This window comes from Modestobacter versicolor, assembly GCF_014195485.1.
Taxonomy (GTDB): domain Bacteria; phylum Actinomycetota; class Actinomycetes; order Mycobacteriales; family Geodermatophilaceae; genus Modestobacter; species Modestobacter versicolor.
On the sequence record NZ_JACIBU010000002.1, the window covers coordinates 344,408 to 362,837 of the forward strand.

General features: G+C 75.2%; 16 protein-coding genes and 1 pseudogene. 12 read left to right on the top strand and 5 right to left on the bottom strand.

Annotated features, from left to right (window positions below; genetic code table 11):
• Positions 1-54 precede the first annotated feature (54 nt).
• From FHX36_RS21610 to FHX36_RS21620, 3 genes are read right to left on the bottom strand one after another with little or no spacing between them, the layout of a single operon-like run.
• Positions 55-1,692: an ABC-F family ATP-binding cassette domain-containing protein gene (locus FHX36_RS21610; protein WP_110552119.1), complete on the bottom strand. Its 1,638-nt coding sequence runs from the start codon at positions 1,690-1,692 to the stop codon at positions 55-57.
• 46 nt (positions 1,693-1,738) lie between these two features.
• Positions 1,739-2,884 carry an adenylate/guanylate cyclase domain-containing protein gene (locus FHX36_RS21615; protein ID WP_110552120.1) on the bottom strand — a complete coding sequence of 382 codons (1,146 nt, stop codon included), beginning with the start codon at positions 2,882-2,884 and terminating at the stop codon, positions 1,739-1,741.
• 3 nt (positions 2,885-2,887) lie between these two features.
• A complete protein-coding gene (locus tag FHX36_RS21620) occupies positions 2,888-3,346 on the bottom strand; it encodes a universal stress protein (protein ID WP_110552121.1) in 459 nt (152 codons plus the stop codon).
• A 111-nt stretch (positions 3,347-3,457) separates the two neighbouring features.
• Between FHX36_RS21620 and FHX36_RS21625 the strand changes: the two genes are divergently transcribed.
• The 9 genes and pseudogenes from FHX36_RS21625 to FHX36_RS24180 all read left to right on the top strand — a co-directional run.
• Positions 3,458-4,471: an ABC transporter ATP-binding protein gene (locus FHX36_RS21625; protein ID WP_110552122.1), complete on the top strand. Its 1,014-nt coding sequence runs from the start codon at positions 3,458-3,460 to the stop codon at positions 4,469-4,471.
• The gene (locus FHX36_RS21630; protein WP_110552123.1) at positions 4,471-5,238 is read left to right on the top strand and encodes an ABC transporter permease; all 768 of its coding nucleotides are present in this window, start codon (positions 4,471-4,473) and stop codon (positions 5,236-5,238) included. The genes FHX36_RS21625 and FHX36_RS21630 overlap by 1 nt, the downstream gene beginning before the upstream one ends.
• A gap of 225 nt (positions 5,239-5,463) precedes the next feature.
• On the top strand, positions 5,464-9,369 hold the full coding sequence (locus tag FHX36_RS21635) for a multifunctional oxoglutarate decarboxylase/oxoglutarate dehydrogenase thiamine pyrophosphate-binding subunit/dihydrolipoyllysine-residue succinyltransferase subunit (protein WP_183514357.1): 3,906 nt from the start codon (positions 5,464-5,466) through the stop codon (positions 9,367-9,369).
• Between the two features lie 11 nt (positions 9,370-9,380).
• Positions 9,381-9,566, top strand: coding sequence for a DUF6104 family protein (locus FHX36_RS21640; RefSeq protein WP_110553268.1), 186 nt, complete (start codon positions 9,381-9,383; stop codon positions 9,564-9,566).
• 49 nt (positions 9,567-9,615) lie between these two features.
• Positions 9,616-10,320 carry a metal-dependent hydrolase gene (locus tag FHX36_RS21645; RefSeq protein WP_110553269.1) on the top strand — a complete coding sequence of 235 codons (705 nt, stop codon included), beginning with the start codon at positions 9,616-9,618 and terminating at the stop codon, positions 10,318-10,320.
• Positions 10,321-10,373: 53 nt separating this feature from the next.
• Positions 10,374-11,642 (top strand): sensor histidine kinase, encoded by a 1,269-nt coding sequence (locus FHX36_RS24090; protein ID WP_146251661.1) that lies wholly within the window; start codon positions 10,374-10,376, stop codon positions 11,640-11,642.
• Complete coding sequence (locus tag FHX36_RS21655) at positions 11,639-12,328, top strand: response regulator (RefSeq protein WP_110553271.1); 690 nt, start codon at positions 11,639-11,641, stop codon at positions 12,326-12,328. The genes FHX36_RS24090 and FHX36_RS21655 overlap by 4 nt, the downstream gene beginning before the upstream one ends.
• Positions 12,329-12,390: 62 nt before the next feature.
• Positions 12,391-13,230, top strand: coding sequence for an alpha/beta hydrolase (locus FHX36_RS21660; protein WP_181428858.1), 840 nt, complete (start codon positions 12,391-12,393; stop codon positions 13,228-13,230).
• A gap of 50 nt (positions 13,231-13,280) precedes the next feature.
• Positions 13,281-14,153: pseudogene (locus tag FHX36_RS24180) on the top strand (acyltransferase family protein); the annotation flags it as partial.
• A gap of 96 nt (positions 14,154-14,249) precedes the next feature.
• Here FHX36_RS24180 and FHX36_RS21670 read toward each other — a convergent pair.
• Both FHX36_RS21670 and FHX36_RS21675 read right to left on the bottom strand, forming a co-directional pair.
• On the bottom strand, positions 14,250-15,437 hold the full coding sequence (locus FHX36_RS21670; protein ID WP_110554136.1) for an NAD(P)-dependent malic enzyme: 1,188 nt from the start codon (positions 15,435-15,437) through the stop codon (positions 14,250-14,252).
• Between the two features lie 64 nt (positions 15,438-15,501).
• On the bottom strand, positions 15,502-15,864 hold the full coding sequence (locus FHX36_RS21675; RefSeq protein WP_258373042.1) for a S26 family signal peptidase: 363 nt from the start codon (positions 15,862-15,864) through the stop codon (positions 15,502-15,504).
• Between the two features lie 50 nt (positions 15,865-15,914).
• Between FHX36_RS21675 and sodN the strand changes: the two genes are divergently transcribed.
• From sodN to FHX36_RS21690, 3 genes are all read left to right on the top strand, one after another.
• The gene (sodN, locus tag FHX36_RS21680) at positions 15,915-16,319 is read left to right on the top strand and encodes a superoxide dismutase, Ni (RefSeq protein ID WP_110554138.1); all 405 of its coding nucleotides are present in this window, start codon (positions 15,915-15,917) and stop codon (positions 16,317-16,319) included.
• Between the two features lie 154 nt (positions 16,320-16,473).
• Positions 16,474-17,706, top strand: coding sequence for a SpoIIE family protein phosphatase (locus FHX36_RS21685; protein WP_183514361.1), 1,233 nt, complete (start codon positions 16,474-16,476; stop codon positions 17,704-17,706).
• 56 nt (positions 17,707-17,762) lie between these two features.
• Entirely contained in the window at positions 17,763-18,428 is a 666-nt protein-coding gene (locus tag FHX36_RS21690) for a phosphatidylserine decarboxylase (RefSeq protein ID WP_110553246.1), read from the top strand.
• The last annotated feature ends 2 nt before the right edge of the window (positions 18,429-18,430 follow it).

An 18,430-nucleotide genomic window follows, 5' to 3' on the forward strand; every position in this document is an offset into this window, starting at 1 on the left:
ACACACCGCCCGCCCGGCCCCAGGCCCGGCGGGCGGCGTCGTCCCGGGGGTCGCTCAGCCCTCGCGCACCTGCCCGGCCGCCACCTCGAAGCGCCGCGTGGTGTGCACCGCCTCGAGCATCCGGCGGTCGTGGGTCACCAGCAGCAGGGTGCCCGGGTAGTCGGCCAGCGCCTGCTCCAGCTGCTCGATCGCCGGCAGGTCCAGGTGGTTGGTCGGCTCGTCGAGCACCAGCACGTTCACGCCGCGGGCCTGCAGCAGCGCCAGCGCCGCCCGGGTGCGCTCGCCGGGCGAGAGCGTGCCGGCCGGGCGCAGCACGTGGTCGGCGCGCAACCCGAACTTGGCCAGCAGGGTGCGCACCTCGGCGTCGGGCAGGTCGGGCACCTCGGCGCCGAAGGCAGCGGCCAGCGGCTCGTCGCCGAGGAAGAGCCCGCGCACCTGGTCCACCTCGCCCAGCCGGACACCCGAGCCCAGCGACGCCGAGCCCTCGTCGACCGGCACCCGGCCCAGCAGCGCCGCCAGCAGGGTGCTCTTGCCCGACCCGTTGGCGCCGGTGATCGCCACCCGGTCGCCCCAGTCGACCTGCAGGTCGACCGGGCCGAGGGTGAACGCGCCCCGGCGGACGACCGCGCCGCGCAGCGTCGCCACCACCGCGCCGGCCCGGGGCGCCGCGGCGATCTCCATCCGCAGCTCCCACTCCTTGCGCGGCTCCTCGACGACCTCCAGCCGCTCGATCCGCCGCTCGGTCTGCTTGGCCTTCGCCGCCTGCTTCTCCGACGAGGCCCGGTTGTGCGCCTTGATGTGCTTGTCGCCGTCCTTGGACTTCTTGATCGAGTCCCGGACGCCCTTGGCCATCCAGTTGCGCTGCATCCGGGCGCGGGCCTCCAGGCCGGCCTTGGTGTCGGCGAACTCCTCGAACTCCTCGCGGGCGTGCCGGCGGGCCACCTCCCGCTCGGTCAGGTACGCCTCGTAACCGCCGTCGTGCACCCGGACCAGCTGCTGGGCCAGGTCCAGCTCGACCACCCGGGTGACGGTGCGGGAGAGGAACTCGCGGTCGTGGCTGACCAGCACCACCCCGGTGCGCAGGCCGGCGACGAACCGCTCCAGCTGCTCCAGGCCGGCCAGGTCCAGGTCGTTGGTGGGCTCGTCGAGCAGCAGCACGTCGTACCGGGACAGCAGCAGCGAGGCCAGCCCGACCCGGGCGGCCTGGCCGCCGGAGAGGCCGACGGTCGGTGCGTCCAGCGCCACCCCCGGCGCCACCGCCGCGACGACCTCCTCGGCGCGCTCGGCCAGGTCGGCGCCACCCAGGGCGAGCCAGCGCTCGAGCGCGTCGCCGTAGCGGTCGTCGGCGCCGGGGGCGCCCTCGCTGAGCCGCTCGAGCGCCTCGTCCATCGCCACCTGGGCCGCGGCCACCCCGGTGCGGCGGGCCAGCGCGTCGAGCACCGTCTCGCCCGGACGCCGTTCGGCCTCCTGCGGCAGGTAGCCGACGGTCGCCGACGGCGGGCTGAGCGCGATCTCGCCCGCCTCGGCCGGGAGCACGCCGGCGAGGGTCTGCAGCAGGGTGGACTTGCCGGCGCCGTTCACCCCGACCAGGCCGACGACGTCGCCGGGGGCGACGACCAGGTCGAGGTCGGTGAACAGGACCCGGGCGCCGTGACCGGCGGCCAGACCACGGGCGAGCAGGGTGGCGGACACCCGACCATGGTGCCGACCGCGTCCGCCGCCGGGCGAGCGGGTTCCCTCAGCCGGTGGCCGGGCCGTGGCCGGCGTCCCAGTCGCCCTCGTCCCACTCCTGCTCCTCCCAGTCGTCGGCGAGCACGTCGTCGGCGATCTCGTCGAGCAGCTCCTCGAGGGCCGCGACCCCGGGGACGGCGTCCTCGGCGGTGTCCCGCCGGCGGACCAGCCACGGCTGCAGGTGGTCGTACCCGCGCACCGACACCCGGCGCAGCGGGCGCACCCGGTAGCCCGGCACCCCGCGCAGCCGCCGGGCCAGCTGCTGGTCGACCAGCACCGTCGAGGGCCGGGCCACCGAGGTCAGCCGACTGGCCAGGTTGACCACCGGGGAGTAGACGTCGCCGAGCCGGGTGAGCACCGTGCCGTAGGCGGCGCCGACCCGCAGCGGCGGGCGGTCGGCGGCGCTCCACTCCTCGGGCAGCCGCAGCCCGATCTCCACCGCGTCCACCGGCTCCGGGCAGGTGAACAGCACGCCGTCGCCCACGGTCTTGACCACCCGGCCGCGGTACCGGGCGATGACGTCGGCGGCCAGGCCCTCGAAGTCCTCGACCATCGCGCCCAGCTCCCGGCCGCCCATGCCGCGGGTGCGGGAGGTGTAGCCCACGAGGTCGGCGAACCCGACGGCCAGCTCGCGCCGGTCGACCGCGCCGGGGCCGTCCAGGAACAGCCGGCCGGCGTTGGCCGCCAGGTGCCGCCGCCAGACGTAGTCCTGCAGCTCGCGCATCAGCGGCAGCAGCTGCTCGGCGGAGGCGACGACGGCGGCGGCGGAGCCGGTTCCCGAGCCGTCGTCGTCCGCACCGCCGAGCACCGCGGCCAGCAGGTCGGTCTGCCAGTCGGCGAGCCGGGACAGCGACTGCCCCATCGCCCGGGCGACCGAGGCCTCCTCGCCGGACGCCACGAAGCCGGAGTCGATCAGCGCCGACAGCCGGGACAGCGCGGTGACGTCGGCGTCGGTGAAGGCCGGGTCGTCGTCGGCGACGTCGGCGAACCCGAGCGCCCGCCACAGCCGGCGGGTGCGCTCCGCGGGCACCCCGGCCAGCTCGGCGACCTGCGCCCGGGTGTAGCGGCGGGGCCCGTCGAGCAGCAGCCGCTCGAGGGCCTCGCGGGGGTCGGTGCCGCCCGGGTCGGGGGGCCCGGGCTCGGACGGCGGCAGCGGTCAGCCCGTGGTGTGCACGACGAGCACGTCGCACGCCGAGCGGCGGGTGGCGTCGGCCGGCACCGAGCCCAGCAGCCGGCCCTTGATGCTGGTGAGCCCGCGGTTGCCGACCACCAGCAGGTCGGCGTCCTCCCGGCGGACGACGTCCAGCAGGGCCTCGACCGGCGAGCCGACGACGGCGACGGTGCGCACGGGGCCGGCCCCGGCTGCGGTCGCCCGCTCGCCGGCGACGCGCACCGTCTCCTCGGCCGGTGACGAGCCCACCACCTGGTAGGCCTCCTCCCCCAGCACGTCCTGGGCCCGCTGCAGCTCCCGGTCGTCGGCCTCGGTGGGCAGGTAGGCGCAGGCGATGACCAGCGTGGCGCCGCAGGCGCCGGCGAGGGCACCGGCCCGGGCCACGGCGCGCAGCGAGGACTCCGAGCCGTCGGTACCGACGACCACCGTGCGGTAGGCGCTCACGGGGCCGGAACCTACCGGGGAGTAGCCCCGCACGGTGTGCCGGGGGTCACTGGTCCGGGCGCGCCGACGGCCGAACGTGCTGGCCGCAGAGGGGGTCGGTGCGCTTGGATCATGCCGACGCCGGGCCTGCCGGCGGATGCGAAGGAGGACGAGATCAGCAGCGGCACTCGGTCCGCCCTCGACCCCGTCCGGGTCGACGTCAGCGGCCTCACCAAGACCTTCGGCAGCGTCCGCGCGGTCGACGACCTCAGCTTCACCGTCGAGCCGGGGCAGGTGACCGGGTTCCTCGGTCCCAACGGCGCCGGCAAGACCACGACGCTCCGGATGGCCCTTGGGCTCATCACCCCCGACCGCGGGACGGCGACCTTCAACGGCGCCCCCTACACCTCCCTCCCCGAGCCGACCCGGCGGGTGGGCGCGGTGCTGGAGACCGCGTTCCACCCGGCCCGCAGCGGCCGCAACCACCTGCGCGTCTACTGCCGGACGGCGGGCCTGCCGCTCTCCCGGGCCGACGAGGTGCTCGACCAGGTCGGACTCGGCCCGGCCGGCGCGCGCAAGGCCGGCGGCTACTCCCTGGGCATGCGCCAGCGGCTCGGTCTCGCCACCGCCCTGCTCGGCGACCCGGGCGTGCTGGTGCTCGACGAGCCGGCCAACGGCCTGGACCCCGAGGGCATCCAGTGGCTGCGCGGCTTCCTCCGCCACCTGGCGCACGAGGAGGGCCGCACGGTGCTGGTCTCCAGCCACCTGCTGGCCGAGGTCGAGCAGACCGCCGACCGGGTGGTCATCGTCGGCGCCGGCCGGCTGGTCCGGCAGGGCTCGCTGGACGAGCTCCGCTCGGGCAGCGCCGGCAGCGTGCTGGTGCGCAGCCCGCAGGCGGCCGCGCTGGCCGAGCTGCTGCGCACCCCCACCTCGACCGTCACCGGCACCGACGGGCACGCCGACGGGCTGACCGTCACCGGGCTGCCGGTCGAGGAGGTCGGCCGCCGCGCCTTCGCCGGCGGCATCGAGCTGCACGAGCTGCGGGCGCACACCAGCGGCCTGGAAGAGGTGTACTTCCGGCTCACCGCCGGCCAGGAGCAGTACGCCGCCGGGGCCCCCGGCACGACCGGACGAGGAGCCTCCTGATGGGTGCCGTCATCGGCCGGCTGGTCCGGGCAGAGTGGACCAAGCTGCTGACCACCCGGGTGTGGATCGGCCTGCTGCTGGGGTCCTGCGTGCTCGTCGGCGGGTTCGCGACCCTGTTCACCGCGTTCGCCGGCAACGACGACAGCGGGATCTCCCCCGTCGGCACCGCCGACTACGAGCAGCTGGCGCTGGCCGTCTCGGCCAACGCCACGATCCTGTTCATCGTGCTGGGCATCATCGGCACCACCCAGGAGTACCGGCACCGCACCGCGACGCCGACGTTCCTGGCCAGCCCGCACCGCGGGCGGGTGGTGATCGCCAAGCTGGTGGCCTACGCGCTGGCCGCGATCCCGATGGCGCTGGTCGTCATCGCCGTCGACGTGCTGGTGGTCTCGGTGTACGCCGGGGCCAAGGGCGCGGCCCCCTCGCTCGAGGGCGACAACCTGCGCGTGCTCGGCGGCGCCTGGGCCGCGCTGGTCATCTACACGGTGATCGGTGTCGGGGTGGGCGCGCTGCTGCGCAACCAGGTCGGCGCGATCGTCGGCGTGCTGGTCTACCTGTTCGTCGTCGAGGGGATCATCTCGAGCATCCCGGCGACCCAGGGGGCCTACAAGTGGCTGCCCGGCGGCGCCCTGGAGGCCATGACGGCCACCTTCAACCAGACCGACCTGCTCAGCGCGTGGCAGGGCGGCCTGGTGCTGCTCGGGTACGGGCTGCTGGCCGCCGTGCTGGGCACCGTGCTGGCCGTCCGGCGCGACGTCGTCTGAGGCGCGGCCGGTCGGGGCACCACCCCGACCGGCCCGCCCCCGGCACCCCGCCAGGACGACACGCTGGGCCGGTTCCCGGCCCCGGCGGGCGCTGCGGGGTGAGGTGAGCCGGGACACGTGCGCCACCTCATAGAGCGCCGTGTCGGGCCAGGCGTCCCGGCGTAGAGTCGAGAACCGGTCCAACGACGTCCACCGACGAAGAAGGCACTCGCCAACGTGTCAAGCGTGAGCTCATCCCAGCCCTCCCCCGCCCACACCGCCAACCCGGTGGCGGGCTTCGGCACCAACGAGTGGCTGGTCGAGGAGATGTACCAGCAGTACCTGGCCGATCCACGCAGCGTGGACCAGGCCTGGCACGACTTCTTCGCCGACTACCGCCCGGGCAGCCCGGTCGCCGACGGGCAGGACCGCGACGGCCAGCCCGCCGCGCAGGCCACCCCCGCCGCGGCGACCACCCCCGCGGCGCCGACGCCGACCGTCGTCCCGACCGCCACCTCCTACGCCAGCCCGGCCCCGGACCGCGAGGTCGCCCCGCAGCCGGCCGCCTCGGCTCCCCGCCAGGAGCCGGCGCCCGCCAGCACCCCGGCCCCGGCCAGCGCCCCGGCCCCGGCCAGCACCCCCGCCTCCCGGGCCACCCCCGTCGACGCCCGATCGGAGGGCACCGTGGTCAACCGCGCGGCCGAGCGAGCCTCCCAGCAGGTCCCCGCCGCCCCCGCCAAGCCCGCCGCGCGCCCCGGCGCCGGCCGGCACGCCGCCGGTGAGGACGGCGCCGCCCCGGGCCCCAAGCGCACCCCGCTGCGCGGCGCGGCCGCCAGCGTCGTGAAGAACATGAACGCCTCGCTGACCGTCCCGACGGCCACCAGCGTGCGCGCGGTGCCGGCCAAGCTGCTGGTCGACAACCGCATCGTCATCAACAACCACCTGGCCCGCGCCCGCGGCGGCAAGGTGTCGTTCACGCACCTGATCGGCTACGCGCTGGTCCGCGCGCTCGACGACTTCCCGAACATGAACAGCGCGTTCGCCGAGGTCGAGGGCAAGCCGACGCTGGTCTCCCCCGAGCACGTCAACTTCGGGCTGGCCATCGACCTGCCCAAGCCCGACGGCACCCGCTCGCTGGTCGTCGCCTCGATCAAGTCCGCCGAGGAGATGGACTTCGCCGCCTTCTGGGGCGCCTACGAGGACATCATCCGGCGGGCCCGCGCGGGCAAGCTGACGATGGACGACTTCACCGGCACGACGATCAGCCTCACCAACCCGGGCACCATCGGCACCAACCACTCGGTGCCGCGGTTGACCACCGGCCAGGGCACGATCGTCGGCGTCGGCGCGATGGACTACCCGGCCGAGTTCCAGGGGATGAGCCCCGAGGCGCTCGCCGAGATGGCCGTCTCGAAGATCATCACGCTGACCTCCACGTACGACCACCGGGTCATCCAGGGCGCGGAGTCCGGCGACTTCCTGCGCCGGATGCACCAGCTGCTGCTGGGCGAGGACGGCTTCTACGACGACGTCTTCCGGTCCCTGCGGGTGCCCTACGAGCCGGTCCGCTGGGTGGCCGACAAGCGGGTCAGCCACGAGGGGCAGATCGACAAGGAAGCCCGGGTCATCGAGGTCATCGAGGCCTACCGGCGCAACGGCCACCTGATGGCCGACACCGACCCGCTGGAGTTCAAGGTCCGCACCCACCCCGACCTGGACATCGTCCAGCACGGGCTCACGCTGTGGGACCTGGACCGACCCTTCCCGGTCGGCGGGTTCGCCGGCGAGAAGACGATGCCGCTGCGCGACATCCTCGGCGTGCTGCGCAACTCCTACTGCCGCACCGTCGGCATCGAGTACATGCACATCACCGACCCCGAGGAGCGCGTCTGGCTGCAGCAGCGCATCGAGGTCAAGCACGACCAGCCCTCCCGCGAGCAGCAGAAGCGGGTGCTCGGCCGGCTCAACGCCGCCGAGGCGTTCGAGACCTTCCTGCAGACCAAGTACGTGGGCCAGAAGCGCTTCAGCCTCGAGGGCGGCGAGTCGGTCATCCCGCTGCTGGACGAGGTGCTGCTCGCCTCCACCGAGTACGGCCTGGAGGAGGTCGCGATCGGCATGGCCCACCGCGGCCGGCTGAACGTGCTGGCCAACGTGCTGGGCAAGAGCTACTCGAAGATCTTCGGTGAGTTCGAGGGCAACATCGACCCGGGCACCGTGCAGGGCTCCGGCGACGTGAAGTACCACCTCGGCGCCGAGGGCACCTTCGAGCACGACGGCCGGTCCATCGCCGTCTCGCTGGCCAGCAACCCCAGCCACCTGGAGACGGTCAACCCGGTGCTCGAGGGCATCGTGCGGGCCAAGCAGGACATGATCGACAAGGGCGAGGGCGGGTTCACCGTGCTGCCCGTGCTGCTGCACGGCGACTCGGCCTTCGCCGGCCAGGGCGTCGTCCAGGAGACGCTGAACCTCTCCCAGCTGCGCGGCTACCGCACCGGCGGCACCGTGCACGTGGTCATCAACAACCAGGTCGGGTTCACCACCAGCCCGGCTGCGGCCCGCTCGAGCCTCTACTCGACCGACGTCGCGCGGATGATCGGCGCCCCGGTCTTCCACGTGAACGGCGACGACCCCGAGGCCTGCGTCCGGGTGGCGAAGCTGGCGGTCGACTACCGGCAGGCGTTCAAGAAGGACGTCGTCATCGACCTGGTCTGCTACCGCCGCCGCGGGCACAACGAGGGCGACGACCCGTCGATGACCCAGCCGCTGATGTACGACATCATCGACCGCAAGCGCTCGGTCCGGAAGCTGTACACCGAGGCGCTGGTCGGCCGCGGCGACATCACGCTGGCCGAGGCCGAGGAGGCGCTCAAGGACTACCGCGGGCAGCTGGAGCGGGCCTTCTCCGAGACCCACGACGCCCGCGACTCCTCGACGCCCGAACCGGTCATGGACCCGCGCTCGCCGCAGCAGGCGACGGTCGACACCGCGATCAGCACCGAGGTGCTCAAGACCATCGGAGACGCGCACGTCTCGCTGCCGGTGGACTTCACCGTCCACCCGAAGCTGCAGAAGATGCTCGAGCGCCGGGCGGCGATGACCAGCGAGGGCGGCATCGACTGGTCGATGGGCGAGCTGCTGGCCTTCGGGTCGCTGCTGATGCAGGGCGTCCCGGTGCGGCTGGCCGGCCAGGACTCCCGTCGCGGCACCTTCGTCCAGCGGCACTCGGTGCTCATCGACCGGGAGACCGCCGCGGAGTACACGCCGCTGCAGAACCTGACGCCGGACCAGGCGAAGTTCTTCGTCTACGACTCGCTGCTGTCGGAGTACGCCGCCCTCGGTTTCGAGTACGGCTACTCGGTCGCCAACCCCAAGGCCCTGGTGCTGTGGGAGGCGCAGTTCGGCGACTTCGTCGACGGCGCGCAGATGGTCATCGACGAGTTCATCAGCTCCGGCGAGGCGAAGTGGGGTCAGCGCTCCGGCGTCGTCCTGCTGCTGCCGCACGGCCTCGAGGGCCAGGGGCCGGACCACTCCAGCGGCCGCATCGAGCGCTTCCTGCAGCTGTCCGCCGAGAACAACATGACGGTGGCCAACTGCTCGACCCCGGCGAACTACTTCCACCTGCTGCGCCGCCAGGCGCTGTCGGACGTGCACCGCCCGCTGGTCGTCTTCACGCCCAAGTCGCTGCTGCGCGCCAAGGCCGCGGTCAGCCCGGTCGAGGACTTCACCGAGCAGCGGTTCCGGCCGGTCCTGCCCGACTCGGGTCTGGGCGGCAGGCAGCTGGACGCCGCCGCGGTGCGCCGGGTGCTGCTGTGCAGCGGCAAGATCAGCTACGAGCTGCTCGCGCAGCGGGAGAACACCGGCAACGCCGACACCGCGGTGCTGCGCGTCGAGCAGCTCTACCCGCTGCCGGCCGAGGAGATCGCCGAGGCGCTGGAGCGCTACCCGAACGCCTCGGACGTCGTCTGGGTGCAGGAGGAGCCGGCGAACATGGGCGCCGCCCAGTTCATGGCGGTCAACCTGCCCGAGCACCTGCCCGCCGGCCGCACCTTGCGCCGGGTCTCCCGCAAGGCGTCGGCGAGCCCGGCCGTCGGGTCGGCCAAGGTGCACGAGGTCGAGCAGCGCGAGCTGGTCGCGCGGGCCTTCGCCGACTGACGGAGCCGGGCGTGTACTTCACCGATCGCGGCATCGAGGAGCTGGCCGGCCGGCGGGGCGAGGAAGAGGTCACCCTCGCCTGGCTGGCCGACCAGCTGCAGGCCTTCGTCGACCAGCACCCGGACTTCGAGGTGCCGGTCGAGCGGCTGGCCACCTGGCTGGCCCGCGGGGGCACGGACGACGTCGACGACGAGTAGCGCCGCGCGCCTCCGGGGCTGCTGACCGGCGGACCCGCACCCTGGGGGCGTGCTCGGTCACTCGCATGCCCTCTCCGGTCTGGCCACCGGTGCCGCGACGCTGCCCTGGGCCCCCGTCTCGGGCACGGTCGCGCAGGTCGCCTGGGTCTCCGCGGTCGGCGGCTTCGCGATGCTGCCGGACCTCGACCAGCAGGGCTCGACCATCTCCCGGATGTGGGGGCCGTTCACCGACCTCCCGTCCGGCGCGGTGAACGCGATCGCCCGGGGCCACCGCTGGGGCACCCACGACGCCGTCCTGGGTCCGCTGGTCTTCGGCCTGCTCGCCTACGCCGCGGCCTGGAACCACTGGTCGAGCCTGCTGCTGCTGGCCCTGGCCATCGGGCTGGCGCTGCGGGCGCTGCACGTGGTCATCCCCGGGCGGGCCGAGAACACGATCATCGGCAACCTGGTGCTGTCCTGGGGCGGCGCCTGGCTGCTGCTCGCGCACAGCCCGAGCCCGGCCTGGCTGCCGCTGGCCGTCGTCGTCGGCGTGCTCACCCACATCGCCGGTGACGGGCTGACCAAGGAGGGCGTCCCGGTCCCGGTGTTCTGGCTGCTCCGCCGCAGCCGGATCGCCCCGGTCCACCTGCGCACCGGTGCCTTCGTCGAGCGGGTGGTGCTGGTGCCGCTGTTCGTGCTCGCCACCGTGGTGTTCCTGATGGCCAACACCGGCGCCCGCGAGCTGGTCGACCCCCTGCTGGCCCAGCTCGGGTGAGGTCGGCGCCGGGAAGGGGCTGACCACGGGTGCCGCCGTTCTACGGTGACCCGGTGAGCGACGACCTGGCGGCCGACTGGGCGCGCGCAGCGCGCGGCACCGGGCGGCTGGTCGTCCAGGTGCTGGTGCCCGGCGGGCGGCCCGGCCCGATGCCGTGGCACAGCCGGTCGAGGAGGGCCCGGCGACTGCTCGTCGCGGCGGTCGCTGCCTACGGCCTCGTCGTGGTGATCGCGGCCAGCGGGACCATGAACGACGACGGCCGGGCCAACGGTGGGGTGGCGTTCCTCTGGTGCCTGCCGATGGTGCTGGCCCTGGTGCTCACCCTGCGGCGCCCGCTGGACGGCTGGCGGCTGCTGAGCCTGTGGCTGCTGCTCACCCCCTACGTGCTCCAGGGCCCGGCGTTCGACGTGCCCGTCCTCGAGTTCTGGGAGTGGAGCCTGTGGGCGCCCGTGCTGGTCGCCGTCGGCTGGGCGGTCCCGCGCCGGACGGCGGTCGGCGTCGGGCTGGTGTCCGGGCTGCTGCTGGTGGTCCTGCGGTACGGGACTGCCTGGCCGACGAGCGACGACCTGCAGACGTCGCTGCTCGTGGTGGCTGCGGTGCTGCTGATCGGGATGACCCTGGGTGCCCGCTGGGACGCCCGCCGCGCGCTGGCCGAGGAGCAGCTGCGCACGGAGACGGCGCTGGCGGCCCGCGGGGCGCTGGCCGAGCGGGCCCGGATCGCCCGGGAGATGCACGACGTCGTCGCCCACGAGCTGTCCGCCATCGCCGTCCGGGCCGAGACCGCGCCCTACCGGGTGCCCACGCTCCCGCCCGAGGCCCGCACCGAGCTCGCCGAGATGGCCGCCACCGCCCGGCGTGCGCTCACCGAGCTGCAGCAGCTGCTCGGCGTGCTGCGCGCCGAGGACCAGCAGGCCGACCGGGCGCCGCAGCCGGGCCTCACCCGGATCGCCGACCTGGTCACCGCCGCCCGGGAGGACGGCGTGGAGGTCACGGCCGACCTGGCCGAGCTGGACGTGCCCACCCCGCTCGGGCTCACCGCGTTCCGGATCGTGCAGCAGGCGCTGGCGAACGCCGTCCAGCACGCGCCCGGGGCGCCGGTCGATCTCGCGGTGCGCCAGGAGGGGGACCTGCTGGTCGTGTCGGTCACCAACGGCCCGGGCGCGCGCCCCGGCCGGACGGGCGCCGGCGTCGGCCTGCTGGGGATGCGGGAGCGCGCCGAGCTGCACGGCGGGACGCTCAGCGCCGGACCCACGGCGGACGGCGGTTTCGCGGTGCGGGCGGAGCTGCCGGTGACGGCGGACGTGGCCGGGAGGACGGCGTGATCCGGGTGCTGCTGGTCGACGACCAGGAGATGGTCCGCGAGGGGTTCGCCGCGCTGCTGGCCGCCCAGCCGGACATGGAGGTGGTGGGCACCGCGGGCGACGGCGCCGCGGCGCTGCGCACCCACGCCGAGCTGGTCGCCGCCGGCCGGGCGCCCGACGTCGTGCTGATGGACGTGCGGATGCCGGTGCTCGACGGCCTGTCGGCGACCCGCTCGCTGCTGGCCGCCAGCAGCGGCGCGGGCCCCCGGGTGCTGGTGCTCACCACCTTCGACCTCGACGACCACGTCTACGACGCGCTGCGGGCCGGGGCCAGCGGCTTCCTGCTCAAGCACGCCCCGGCCGCGGACCTGCTGCACGCCGTCCGGGTGGTGGCGGCCGGCGACGCGCTGCTGGCGCCGGCGGTCACCCGGCGGCTGATCGCCGACTTCGTGGCGGCCCGGCCGGCGCCCGCCGCGCGCCCGGAGCGGCTGCAGGTGCTCACCGAGCGGGAGACCGAGGTGCTGGGCCTGGTCGCCCGCGGCCTGTCCAACACCGAGATCGCCGACCACCTGGTGCTCGCCGAGCAGACGGTGAAGACCCACGTCAGCCGGGTGCTCACCAAGCTCGGGCTGCGCGACCGAGCCCAGGCGGTGGTACTGGCGTACGAGACCGGGCTCGCCGTGCCCGGCGCACCGGCACCGGGGTAGCACGCCAGGACGGCTCCGCAGCGTGACGACCCGGGAGTGCGATCTGCCTAGCGTCGGGGGACGTGAAGATCGCATCGTTCCTGCAGGTCAGCGCGGTGTCGGCGGTGCTGGTGGGGCTGCTCGCCCCACCGTCGGGCGCGGCCGTGCCGCCCCCGGTCACCCGGGACCCGGAGTGCGCCGCGGCCCTCGTCGAGCGCCTCGGCGCGGTCGACGTGCTCGGCTGCGACCCCTCCGGGCGGGGCCGGGCGGTCCTGGCCCTGGGCGACCTGGCCACCGCCGGTCACGTGGCCGTGCTGGTGCCCGGCTCGGACATCGACCTCGGCACGCTCGCCGATCCCGACGACCCGCAGCGCCGGCCGTTCGGCTGGGCCCGGTCGCTGGCCGACGCCGGCGGGGCCGACCTGGCCGTCGTCCTCTGGGTCGGCTACGAGACGCCGCGCGGGCTGGGCGTGGACGCCGCGACGGGCCGGCTGGCCCGTGCCGGGGCCGGAGCGCTGACCCGGTTCGTCGACGACCTGCGCGCGGAGCTCTCCCCCGGCACCCGGCTCACCGTCGTCGGGCACAGCTACGGCGCGGTGGTCACCGCGCTGGCCGCCGACGACCTGGCCGCCGACGACCTCGTGCTGCTGGGCTCCCCCGGTGCCCGGGCCGGGACGGTCGCCGAGCTGGGCACCACCGCCCGGGTCTGGGCGGCGCGCACCGACGGCGACTGGACGGCGTGGCTGCCCGCGGTGCGCCTCGGCGACGTCGGCCACGGCACCGACCCGACCAGCCCCGGGTTCGGCGCCCGGCCGCTGCCGACCGGTGGCACCAGCGGGCACGACGGCTACTTCCGGCCGGGGTCGGCGGCGCTCACCGGGCTGGTCGACGTCTGCCTCGACCGGCCGGAGGAGACCCGGTGAGCAGGGAACCGGGGATCGACGCCCTGCGGGTGGTCGCCACCGCCGGCGTGGTGCTGGGCCACTGGCTGGTCACCGCCCCCACCGCGGTGGACGGCGTCGTCCGGCTGGACAGCCCGCTGCGCACCATGCCGGCGCTCGCCCCGGCCAGCTGGCTGTTCCAGACGCTCGGCCTGTTCTTCCTGGTCGCCGGGTTCGGCGCCGCCCGCAGCCAGGCGACCGCGCGGGACGCGGCGCCGCGGTGGTGGTGGCGGCGGGTGCGGGCGCTGGCCGGCCCGGTCGCCGCGCTGGCCGGCGGGGTGGCGGCGGTGGCCGTGGCGCTGTCGCTGCACGGGGCCGCGCAGAGCCTGGTGCGGGCGGTCGTCGTCCTGTCGCTGAGCCCGCTGTGGTTCCTCGGCGTGCACCTCGCCCTGCTGGCCGCCACCCCGCTCCTGCTGCGGCTGGACGACCGGCTGGGCACCTGGGCCGCCGCCGTCCCGGCCGTGCTGGCCGTCGCGGCCCCGCTCGGGAGCGGCGCGCTGGCGTCCACCGCGGTGCTCACCGGCTGGTGGGTGCCCTGGCAGCTCGGCATCGCGCTCGCCCGGCGCCCGCTGCCCCGGCCGGCGGCCGCCGCGCTGCTCGTCGGCGGTGCGCTCGGCGTCCTGCTGCTGGTGCGGCTGGGCGGCTTCCCGGCGACCGCGGTCGGCGTCCGCGGGGCGGCCGGGTCGAACCTCGACCCGCCGTCGGCGGCCACGGTCAGCCTGGCGCTGGCCCAGGCCGGGCTGGCGGCGCTGCTGCTGCCCCGGCTGGCCCGGCTCGGCCGGTGGCGGGTGGTCGGCCTGGCCGACCGCGCCGCCCTGCCGGTGTTCCTGCTGCACCTGCCGCTGCTGACCGCGCTGTGGCTGGTGACCGCCCCGGCCGGTCCGCTCCCGGGTCTGCACGACGTCCCGGCCGGCGGCGACTGGCTGCTGGCCCGCGTCGGCTGGCTGCTCGGGACCGCCGGGCTGCTGGCCGTGCTGGCCGCAGCCCGGGGGTCCCGGGCATCAGGAGCGGCAGACGCCTTCCCCCCGGGCGCAGGCGGCGACCGCCTCGGCGACGGCGGTGGCCACCCGGCGGTCCAGCGGGCTGGGCACGATGTGCCCGGGGCTCAGCTCGTCGCCCACCACGTCGGCGATGGCGGCCGCGGCGGCCAGCTTCATCCCCTCGGTGATGGTGTGCGCCCCGGCGTCGATCGCGCCGCGGAACACCCCGGGGAAGGCCAGCACGTTGTTGATCTGGTTGGGCAGGTCGCTGCGGCCGGTGGCGACGACGGCGGCGTACCGCGCGGCCATCGCCGGGTCGACCTCGGGCGTCGGGTTGGCCAGCGAGAAGACGATCGCCTCCTCGGCCATGCTGGCGATCGCGGCCTCCGGCACCGTCCCGCCGCTCAGCCCGATGTAGACGTCGGCGCCGGCGAGCGCGTCGACCATCGTCCCGGCCAGGCCGGCGGTGTTGGTGCTCTCCGCGGCCCACTGCTTGACGTCGGTCAGGCCCTCGCGGCCGGTGTGCAGCACCCCGCGGGAGTCGGCGACCGCGATGTCGCCCACCCCCGCCCCGAGCAGGATCTTGGTGCAGGCGATGCCGGCCGCACCGGCCCCGGCGACGACCACCCGCAGGTCGGCCAGCGTCCGGCCGGTGACCGTGGCGGCGTTGCGCAGCGCGGCGAGGACGACGATCGCCGTCCCGTGCTGGTCGTCGTGCATGACCGGGATGTCCAGCCGCTCCCGCAGCCGGGCCTCGATGTCGAAGCAGCGCGGGGCGCTGATGTCCTCGAGGTTGATGCCGCCGAAGGAGGGCGCGAGCGCCGCGACGACGTCGACGATCCGGTCGGCGTCGGTGGTGTCCAGCACGATCGGGACGGCGTCCAGCCCGGCGAACTCGCTGAACAGGCAGGCCTTGCCCTCCATCACCGGCAGCGCGGCGGCCGGACCGATGTCGCCGAGGCCGAGCACCGCCGTCCCGTCGGAGACCACCGCCACCACCCGGGGTGCCCAGGTGAACCGGCGGGCGAGCTCGGGCTCGGCGGCGATCGCGCTGGACACCCGGGCGACGCCGGGGGTGTAGGTCAGCGCCAGGTCGGCGATCGAGTCGATCGAGCGGGTGGGGCGCACCGAGAGCTTGCCGCCCTCGTGCACGGCGAAGGCGGGGTCGTCGGCGAACCGGTCAGGAGTGCCACGCTGCACTGAGGTCATGGCCCGGGGAGGGTAGAGCAGCCTCCGGGGCCGGTACCGGCCCGCAGGGTCGCAGTACCGCAGGTCAGGGCGCGGCCGGCAGCCGGCCCGGCCGCGGCCAGAGCCGGCCGACCACCCGGCCCACGACGACGGCCGGGCCGAACGCCCGGCTGTCGTCGGCGACGACCGGGTTGTCGCCCTGCACCCAGTGCCCCCCGGGCACGGAGCGCACCACGCGCTTGACGACCAGCAGCTCCGGCCGGCTCGGGAACCGGGCCAGCACGACGTCGCCCGGTCGCACGCCGTCACCACCGGCGACCCGGCGGACGAGGAGCCGGTCGCCGTGCCGCACGGTCGGCGACATCGACGGCCCGGTGACCCGCGCCAGCACCCAGCGGGTCGCCGAGGAGCCGGGGTCGCCGCCGCTGGACGTGTTCTCGCTGATCACCGCGAGTAGGGTCGCAGACGAACGATCCCCACTGACCCGGAGGCACATCCATGCGTCTGTTCCGCATGCTCTCCGCCGTGGAGGCCACCGCGCACTGCGACCTCCCCTGCGGCGTCTACGACCCCGCCCAGGCACGCATCGAGGCCGAGTCGGTCAAGGCCATCCAGGAGAAGTACCAGGGCAACGAGGACCCGGTCTTCCGCACCCGCGCCATCCTGATCAAGGAGGCCCGCGCCGACCTGGTCAAGCACCACCTGTGGGTGCTGTGGACCGACTACTTCAAGCCCCCGCACTTCGAGAAGTACCCGCAGCTGCACGAGCTGTTCAACAAGGCCACCAAGCAGGCCGGCGCTGCCGGCGGCAAGGGCAGCATGGACCCCGCCGAGGGCCAGAAGCTGCTCGACTACATCGCCGAGATCGACAAGATCTTCTGGGAGACCAAGGCCGCAGCCTGACGTACGGCCCCGCCCTCCGCGGCGGGGCCCCACCACTGCCGGGTCGCCCTCCAGGGCGGCCCGGCAGTGTCGTGCCTGTCCCCCGGTCGCCAGGTGGCAGCGCGTGCCCGGCTCGAGCACCGCCCCGGCCCCGACCCCAGGAGACCCGCACCCCGTGAGCCCCCGCTTCGACCTGCGCTCCCTGCTCGAGCGCGTGGAGGCCGCCCCGCCGATCGACGCCGTCGCCGCGGTCGCCGACCAGCTCGCCGTCCTCACCGGCGCCAGCGAGGTCTCCTTCCTGATCGCCGACTTCAGCGGCCACGCGCTGGTCCGGCTCGGCCGGGCCACCCACGCCCCCGACGGCACCCGGACCGTCGGCCCCGAGGCCGCCGAGACCCTGCCGCTGGAGGGCACCGCCTTCGCCCAGGTGCTGCGCACCCAGGTCGCCGACGTCTCGGTCACCGAGCGCGGCGTCTGCATGATCGTCCCGGTCACCGACCGCGGGGACGCCATCGGCGTGCTGGAGCTGGTGCTGCCCGAGATGCCGGACGAGCAGGTCCAGGCCGACATCCGGGCCGCCGGCCACGCGCTGGCCTACGTCATCATCGCCAACCGCCGGCACACCGACCTGTTCGAGTGGGGCCAGCGGACGACGCCGTTCTCGCTCGCCGCGGAGATCCAGCGCCGGCTGCTGCCGAGCGCCTTCACCTGCGAAGCCGGCCAGTTCACCCTCGCCGGCTGGCTGGAGCCGGCCGCGACCGTCGGCGGCGACACCTTCGACTACGCGCTGGACCGCGACTCGCTGCAGGTCTCCATCTCCGACGCCGTCGGGCACGAGGTGGGTGCGGCGCTGCTGGCCACGCTGCTGGTCGGCAGCCTGCGCAACGAGCGCCGCCGCGGGCTGCCGCTGGCCGAGCAGCTGCACAACGCCGACGCCGCCCTCGCCGCGCACGCCGCACCCGGGCAGTTCGTCACCGGCCAGGTGATGCGGGTCGACCTGCGCACCGGACGGGCCCAGATCGTCAACGCCGGGCACCCCCTGCCGCTGCGGCTGCGCGCGGGCCGGGTGGAGGAGGTCGACCTGCACATCGACCTGCCGTTCGGCGTGGAGCCGGAGCGGCCGTTCCGGCTGCAGGAGTTCCCCCTCCGGCCCGGCGACCGGGTGGTGTTCGTCACCGACGGCATGCAGGAGCGCAACGCCGCCGAGCTCGACGTCGCCGCGGCGCTGGCCGACAGCGCGGCGCTGCACCCCCGCGAGGTCGTGCACGCGCTGGGCACCGCGGTCATGCGCGCCACCGGCGGGCAGCTGCGCGACGACGCCACCGTGGTCTGCCTGGACTGGTACGGCGGCCCGCCGCGGCCGCGGGCGAGCGACAGCGGAGCCGGCCGCGGGCTGGCCTCCCGCTGACCGCCGCCCGGCTCCACCAGGGCACTCCGGGCGCGCCCCGGTAACCTCGGTCTGCGATGCGCATCGACCGGGCCGGCTGGCCCTTCCTCGCCGTTCCGCTCGGCCCCGCGGCTGCCCTCACGGCCCTCGGCCGGGTGACCGGCCGCCGCTGGGCGCGCCTGGCGGCGTGGCCGTTCCTGGCGCTGTCCGCCTACATGGCGCTGTTCTTCCGCGACCCCGAGCGGCGGTGCGACGTCGTCCCGCCGGCCTCGGACGAGGTGCTCTCCCCCGCCGACGGCGTGGTGATGGTGGCCGGGGAACCGCAGCCCGGCGTGGCGCCCGAGGGCGACTGGCAGCAGGTGAGCGTGTTCCTGTCGGTGGTCGACGTGCACGTCAACCGCGCCCCCTACCGCGGGCGGATCAGCGAGTACAGCTACCAGCCGGGCAGCTTCCTGGCCGCCTACCGCAAGGAGAGCGCGCACCGGAACGAGCGCAGCGAGCTGTGGGTGCGCGACGGCGACCGGACCGTGGTGTTCCGGCAGATCGTCGGCGTGCTGGCCCGGCGGATCGTCACCCGGGTCGGGGTGGGCGCCCAGGTGGCCACCGGGGAGCGGATCGGGCTGATGAAGTTCGGCTCCCGGATGGACGTCTTCGTGCCCCGCGAGTGCACCGTCACCGTCGCGCAGGGCCAGCGGGTGCGGGGCGGCGAGACCGTCATCGCCCGCTGGTCCGCGCCGCGCTGAGG